The sequence below is a fragment of the Candidatus Zixiibacteriota bacterium genome, assembly GCA_014728145.1.
In the GTDB taxonomy this organism is placed as follows: domain Bacteria; phylum Zixibacteria; class MSB-5A5; order JAABVY01; family JAABVY01; genus WJMC01.
Map to the genome: position 1 here is coordinate 1 of WJMC01000125.1, position 7,411 is coordinate 7,411.

Sequence of the window (7,411 nt, forward strand, 5' to 3'; positions counted from 1 at the left end):
ACCAGGATAGTGCGGTCGCATCCGGCCGAGGTCTCGATTATATAGGGCAAATACTTTTCATTTCTGGCCTGGTCGAAATAACGCAGGTCCTTACCGCTGGTTTCCATGTGATGCGAGAGATCGTAATCGGTGCGGTTGTGGATCCCTTCCAGCTCCTTGAATCCGAACGGGAACTCATACTCGATATCGACAGCGGCCTTGGCATAATGGGCCAGGTCATTGGGACCGTGCTCTACCAGGCGAAGCTTCTCTTTTTTGATCCCGAGATCATAATAGAACTTAATCCGCTGGTCACGCCAGTAGTCAAACCATTTGTCATCTTCACCTGGCGGTATAAAGTACTGCATCTCCATCTGCTCGAACTCACGGGTGCGAAAGATGAAATTCTTTGTGGTAATCTCGTTGCGGAAGGCTTTGCCGATCTGGGCGATACCGAATGGGATCTTCTGTCGCGAAGGTCCCTGGACATTGAGGAAATTGACATAGATCCCCTGGGCTGTCTCAGGCCTCATAAAGATCACTGCGGAAGAATCTTCCACGGGCCCCATAAAGGTTTTAAACATCAGGTTGAAATTACGCGCCTCGGTCAGATCCCCGCCACATTCCAGCGGGCTTTTCGAAGGCTTTTTGGGACAGGTTTCGTTTTCGAGGTTGTCTGCCTTGAAACGAGCTCCGCAGGTCTTGCAGTCGACCATCGGATCGGTAAACGAGGTGACATGACCGGAAGCTTCCCAGACCTTCGGATGCATCAAAATCGACGCGTCCACGCCCTCGATATCGTCTCGTTTCATGGTCATCTCACGCCACCAGTACTCCTTCAGGTTGCGTTTGAGCTCGACCCCCAGCGGACCGTAATCCCAGCAGGATCCCAGACCTCCGTATATCTCTGAAGACGGGAATATATACCCGCGTCGCTTACATAAGCTGACTATTTTGTCCATTGGTCCGGATTCTTTTCTCGCCACGACTCCTCCTGTTCAACTGTTGCCTATTCTGGACAAAAAGTTAAGTGAATTGAAACTCGGTTTGCCCTCGGTATGGTAACTGACAAATGAAAACATCAGGTCCCTGAAGACATTTTTCTGCTTGTCCGAAAGATTCAGGTTCTTAAGTTTGTCTATTTCCGCATTGCGTACATCACCCATGACTCTAAGCAAGCCCCTGTCGAGCTTGAGATAGCCCCTCTGTGGATCAGTTTTGTCGTCGGCGATCACCCCGCCCTCCTCGACCGAGAAGAGGACTTCCCCGGAGGTAAGCTCCGTCCCGGACTTAACACAGTTCACGAGCTCCGGTGCCAGCCCCAGAAGATCCAGTAACTTCAGCAAAAACGCCAAAAAGTAGAAATCCAGCTTGCGAGGCTGGCAATAGTTGAGCATATAAAAGGCCTTTTTTACCAGCTCATAGACCTGTTTCTGCTTCTCGCCCGGCAGTGTCATGCCCTCGAGAGCTTCGACCACCGCCGAAGCATAACTCAACCGCCTGATATCGCCGCCCAGATCATTGTTGTTGCGAAACTGATTGACCTGCGAAATCACTCCCAGGTTGTCCTCGTTTTTGCGGTAGTACAAAAGTTCCACCTCGGAGAATGGTTCCAGTTTGCCAACCATGGTCGATCCCGGCTTGCGCGCCCCCTTGGCCAGAAGACGGGTCCTGCCGTCAGATGCCAGAAAAGCATCGACAAGTAATGATGTCTCGCCCTGACGGTCACGCTTGAGAATAATCGCATCTGTCCTATGAAGGGTCATTTGGGCCTGCGATTCCGGGTGGTAGTTTAATCAATATCTCGCCCGGCTTCTTCATCCAGTAATGCTCACGGGCCAGCTTCTCGAGGTAGAATTCGTTGTCGAGTTGACGATACTGCCATTGAAGCGAAGCCAGTTCGCCTGTCAGCCGATGGATTTTCTGCCGGAGCATACGGGCTTTCTGGTATTTTCGTATCAGCTCAAACGTCCCGAACGGCCCGATACACAATTGTACCACCAGAATAACAGCGATCAGTCCCACGCTGATTTTAATCAGGCTGCTGCGCTTACGCAGGCTCTCCTGCTTCAGATGGCGCAGAAGATTGGCGGGGGCATAATCTACTTTCTGGTATTTTCGACGGGCTTTACTCATAGTTTCAAATTGCTGAACGCGCTCTTTCCGGCATACAGGGCAACATCGCCGAGTTCTTCCTCGATCCGTATCAATTGATTGTACTTGCAAATCCGATCGGTACGACAGAGCGACCCGGTCTTGATCTGGCCCGCCTGCGTGGCCACAACCACATCGGAAATAGTCGTATCTTCGGTTTCACCCGAACGATGGGAAACCACCGCGGTATAACCGTGTTTCTGAGCCATCTCGATCGTTTCCAAAGTCTCCGTCAAACTGCCGATCTGGTTGAGCTTGATCAAAATCGAGTTGGCCGCATTTTTATCTATACCGGTTTTGAGCCTCTTGGGGTTGGTTACGAAGAGGTCATCGCCGACGATCTGGACCTTGTCGCCAATCGCTTTGGTCAGCTCGACAAAGCCGTCCCAGTCATCCTCGGCCAGGCCATCCTCAATCGATATAATCGGAAAATCCTTGCACAGATCTCCATAGAAACCGACCATCTCGGCCGATGACAGCTTGCGCCCTTCACCAGCCAAATCATAGACTTTCGCCTTTTCATCATAAAACTCGCTGGCCGCCGGATCGAGAGCATAGAAGATCTGTTCGCCCAGTTTGTACCCGGCTTTTTCAACTGCCTCGGTAATCACTTCCAGGGCTTCACGGTTGGTCTTTAGGTTGGGAGCGAACCCGCCCTCATCACCGACCGAGGTGGCCAGATTACGCGAGCCCAGCACTTTCTTGAGGCTCTGGAAAATCTCCGAACCCCAGCGCAGGGCTTCGGCAAAGGTATCAGCGCCGACCGGCATGATCATAAATTCCTGCAAATCGACAGTGTTGTCGGCATGGCTTCCGCCATTTAAGATATTCATCATCGGCACAGGCAAAAGATTGCAGTTCGTCCCGCCGATATAGCGATACAATGGCATCCCGCAGGCTTCTGCCGCGGCTTTACAGACCGCCAGCGAGGTTCCCAAAATCGCATTTGCTCCCAGTTCCTTCTTGGTATCGGTGCCGTCCAGCTCCAGAAGAAACTGGTCGATCATCTTCTGTTCTGTGGCCGGGATCCCCTCTTTAACAAGTGCCGGTCCGATCTTGTTGTTGACGTTACCGACCGCCTTGAGAACCCCTTTGCCGTTGTAACGTTTCTTGTCGCCGTCGCGCAGTTCCAGAGCTTCATACGCTCCGGTCGAAGCGCCCGAAGGTACCGCCGCCCGTCCGAAAGAACCGTCATCCAGGTAACATTCCACTTCAACCGTGGGATTGCCCCGAGAATCCAGAATCTCACGACCGATAATCAATATAATCTGTGACATATATATGCTCCTTTGAACATGTAGATTTTCCGTGAAAGTATGAAGAGCGTGCCGGATACGCAAGTTAAAACTGCGTTACAGGAGTTGCAAACGTTTGCGCAGAATCCACTCCAAAGACAGAAAACCGAGGATGATCAAAAGCACCCACAGGCTCTGGGCGAGCTTCGCTTCGGCTGTCTCGACCCGAAATCGCGGAACAGCTTTGAGATCATCGGCGAGTTGCTCGAAATCTGCCAGCTTGTAGTGATTTCCGCCTGAGACCTGGCTGATTCGTTGCAGGATATCCGGGGGCAGGAAGAGGGTTTCTTCCTCAAGTGAAAAACCTTCGACTTCAAACTGACCGTCAAGCTTCTTTAATGTCTTATCTTCCCAGACCACTTCAGCCCGGTAATCATATTTGCCCGATGACAGAAGCCCCAGATCCGAGCTGAAACTGCCGGGACCGCTCTGTGGCATCGCCACCACCAGGCTGTCTCCAGCCTGCGGAGTAACCACGAGGTTGATTACGCTGTTCTCGAGCGGGGTATAGTTATCATCCATAACCACGCCCTGAAAGGTGACCCTTTCGCCGCTTTTGTAAACCTGTTGCGAGGGTGACAGCCGTATCTGCTCGACATCTTCCTGGGTTGTCAGCCAGTTTATGGAGTTCATCACGATCTGCCGGTAGGCCTGATCATCACCGCCAAAGCCAATATTTAGAAAATCGAGTTTCCAGAGAGGACCGGTCAAAAACGTCAGCACCTTACCGCGTCCCACACCATGATAGAAAATCAGGGGCAATTTCTGATCGCGGTAGTACTTATCCGGATGTAAGGCCAGAATCCTGGCGCCGGTTTTCGGTTCGATCACCTGCAAATGCTCTTCGAACGGCGGAATCTTTTCCCAGAGTTTGAGATTTTGTCTCGAATCTTCGGACAAACGGGTGACCGGATGCAAGAGACCTTCCTCGGTTAGCTCGACATGGAATGGAAAATCATTGAAATAGCGCACCCGCCTGCTGTCGTTGTAGGGAAATGCCGGATGCTTCTCGGCATTGGGCAGATTTCCCGCTGCCCCGCGTGACTGCAGGTACCAGATTGATCCACCTGAATTCTGCACATACTCGTCGAGCTGTGTCAAATACCTCGCGAAGAAATTATTTGTGCAGTCGACAAAAATCAGCAAATCGAAGTCTGCCAGTGAATCGAGGTAATTCGCGAACTGCCCGGCATCGAGTCGGCCCCGATTTCGGCTCAACACAAATTCGAGATCGAAGTCCTCCGAGGCGGATATCGTCCGCTTGAGGAAAGTCAGTTCCCAGTTGAGCTCCTCGGTTGCCAGAAGAATCCGTTTCTTCGATTTGAGCACTTTCAGGCTGACACTGCGACGGTTGTTATCGGACAGCTTTTCATCCTCTTGAACAGGCAGATTAAGGCTGAACGTATGTCTTCCCGGCTTTGGCGGAGTTACTTCGAGACTAATCTTCTGACGCTGTCCTTTCCCCAGGAGGCGCACTGTTTCGCGGATCAACTGCTTGCCCTCGGTCGAAACAGTCAACGGCAGGCTGAGTTGTTCGAATCCCCTCCCCTCGATCTCGACCGTGAACTCGGTCGGGCGGTTGGCGTAGGCTACCGGATCGTGTTCGACAGAAACTATACGAATGTCCCGGCTTATCTGCTGTGGTCCGAGGTCAACTGTATAGATCGGTATCCCCAGTTCACGCGATGCTTCGACCGGATCGACCCCGAAATTGGAGAGGCCGTCTGAGGCGATCACAACCGCTGTCAGGTTGCGCTCCCTGTATTTTTCTTCAAGTGCTAAAATCACATTGCCGAGCGCGGTCTGCTGACCGGACTGATCGATTACGGGGTCGGCTGACAGAGAATCAGAAAAGCTGAAGCGGTCAACCCCGGCTTCGGCGGGAAAATAACTCTCGTATTCACCGGCAACCAAACCTTCGATAAAATCCGCCTTGCGTTTGAAATCCTCGACCGTCTTCAAGCTCGAGCTGTTATCAGCCAGTACCGCGATCCTGGGTTTTTCGGTCTGTTTGTACTGCAGTGTAAAAACGGGTTCGGCCACGCAGAAAATCGCGAACAAAAGAGCAACTGCCCGCAAGATTCCCAGAAAGTACTTCCACCCGGAAGACAAAGGCGGATTGGTCCTGCGGTATAACAGCAGAACCAGTACGGCATAGAAGACCAGGGCTACCAGCGCGAAAATCAGCCAGCGATTATCAAATACCAAAGATATCTGTTCAGCTCCAAACATATAAGCTTATACGGTCAAGACGGGTAAAAGATCAGTTGTCACGGTTGATTGTGAAATGAATGATATTTTCCAAAGACTGGCTGTAACTCGATTTTGGAAACCCGCGCACGAAATCAAGTGCCCTGCGTCCGTAATCGGTCGCCCGCCTGCGGGCGTAATCGACTCCGCCTTCAGAATTTATATATGCCAGGATTTTTTCCAGGCTGTCCTCGTTGAGACCGTTGTTGAGGATCGCCATGATCTCCTCTTTTTCGGAATTACTGCCTTCCCTGAGAGTGTAAATCAGCGGGAGGGTAACTTTCCCCTGAAGCAGGTCTAGACCGACCTCTTTACCTGTCCTGGAAGTAGTGCCGACCAAATCGAGGATATCGTCGGCGATCTGAAAGGCGGTACCGATATCATTGCCGAAACCTGAAAAACTGGACACTCTGCCCGGCTTTTCACAACGGAGGATCGCGCAGGAGGCCGAGGAAACAGAGAACAAAGCCGCGGTCTTGTCGCCAATGATACGATAGTATTCGTTTTCATCCAGATCCCAGTTGAAGGTCTCCTCGATCTGGCGCAGTTCACCATAACTGACCTGCTCAGTCGCGCGCGAGACCCGGGCTACCAGCTCACTCGAGTCGGTCTCCACCAGAAGCCGAAAAGCCTTGGCGAAGAAGTAATCCCCCATCAGGACGGCAACCAGGTTGTTCCACTTGTAGTTGACAGTACTCTGCCCACGACGGGTGCCGGAATCATCGACCACATCGTCGTGCAGAAGCGTGGCGGTATGTATCAATTCGATCGCCAGGGCGGCCTTGACCATATTGGGATGGGTCAGGCCGGCGGCACGGCTTATTAAAAATGAGATGGCCGGACGGATTCGCTTGCCCTTCTTTTTCAAAAGATGAAAGATCACATTCGAAATCAAATCCGACTCCGAGGACAACACCTCGTCGGTTATCTGATCGAACTCCTGAAGATCGGCTTCGACCGGCTCTAACAATTCCTTCAACTTTTCTCTGTCCATATTCTGGTTACCGATAATATCAAAAAACGATCATAAGTCAATTAAATTCAACTACTCCCACTCAATTGTCGCCGGGGGCTTGGAGGATACATCATAGACAACCCTGTTGATACCCCGGATATTGTTAACAATCGTGGAGGAAACATGTTCTAAGAGATCAGCCGGAAGCCGGGACCAGTCGGCAGTCATACCGTCGGTCGAGTTGACAGCCCGGAGCGCGATTACGTTTTCATAAGTGCGCTCATCGCCCATAACCCCCACAGCCTGAACCGGCAGAAGCACGCTGAACGCCTGCCAGACCTTATCATACTGATCGAACTCGCGCAGGGCATCGATAAAAATCTTGTCCGCTTCCCGTAAAAGCTCAAGCCTCTCGGCAGTGATCTCTCCCAGGATCCTGACCGCCAGGCCGGGTCCGGGAAATGGATGACGCCACAGGATCTCTCGTTTCAAGCCCAGCTTTTCACCCAGCTCGCGCACTTCGTCCTTGAAAAGTTCGCGGAGCGGTTCAACCAGCGTCATATCCATCCGCTCCGGCAGACCGCCGACATTGTGATGTGATTTAATCGTGGCCGAGGGACCTTTAAACGAAACCGACTCGATCACATCCGGGTAAAGTGTCCCCTGCGCCAGGTACTTTATCTGACCCAGTTGTTTAGATTCCTGCTCGAACACTTCTATGAATGTATTACCGATAATTTTACGTTTTTGCTCGGGGTCGACCACACCTTCCAGCCTG

7 protein-coding genes are annotated in these 7,411 nt (G+C 51.9%); all 7 read right to left on the bottom strand.

Annotation, left to right across the window (positions count from 1 at the left end; translation table 11 throughout):
• On the bottom strand, nucleotides 1-941 hold a 941-nt coding region (locus tag GF404_07490), incomplete at its 3' end, for a glycine--tRNA ligase (protein ID MBD3382023.1).
• A gap of 36 nt (nucleotides 942-977) precedes the next feature.
• Nucleotides 978-1,745 (bottom strand): DNA repair protein RecO, encoded by a 768-nt coding sequence (gene recO / locus GF404_07495; GenBank protein ID MBD3382024.1) that lies wholly within the window; start codon nucleotides 1,743-1,745, stop codon nucleotides 978-980.
• Nucleotides 1,732-2,115: a hypothetical protein gene (locus GF404_07500; protein ID MBD3382025.1), complete on the bottom strand. Its 384-nt coding sequence runs from the start codon at nucleotides 2,113-2,115 to the stop codon at nucleotides 1,732-1,734. Before GF404_07500 ends, recO begins: the two co-directional genes overlap by 14 nt.
• Complete coding sequence (locus tag GF404_07505) at nucleotides 2,112-3,410, bottom strand: phosphopyruvate hydratase (GenBank protein ID MBD3382026.1); 1,299 nt, start codon at nucleotides 3,408-3,410, stop codon at nucleotides 2,112-2,114. Before GF404_07505 ends, GF404_07500 begins: the two co-directional genes overlap by 4 nt.
• A 75-nt stretch (nucleotides 3,411-3,485) precedes the next feature.
• The gene (locus GF404_07510) at nucleotides 3,486-5,636 is read right to left on the bottom strand and encodes a hypothetical protein (protein MBD3382027.1); all 2,151 of its coding nucleotides are present in this window, start codon (nucleotides 5,634-5,636) and stop codon (nucleotides 3,486-3,488) included.
• Nucleotides 5,637-5,691: 55 nt separating this feature from the next.
• Nucleotides 5,692-6,672: a hypothetical protein gene (locus GF404_07515; protein ID MBD3382028.1), complete on the bottom strand. Its 981-nt coding sequence runs from the start codon at nucleotides 6,670-6,672 to the stop codon at nucleotides 5,692-5,694.
• Nucleotides 6,673-6,723: 51 nt separating this feature from the next.
• A partial coding sequence (guaA, locus tag GF404_07520; protein ID MBD3382029.1) for a glutamine-hydrolyzing GMP synthase occupies nucleotides 6,724-7,411 on the bottom strand: 688 nt, incomplete at its 5' end.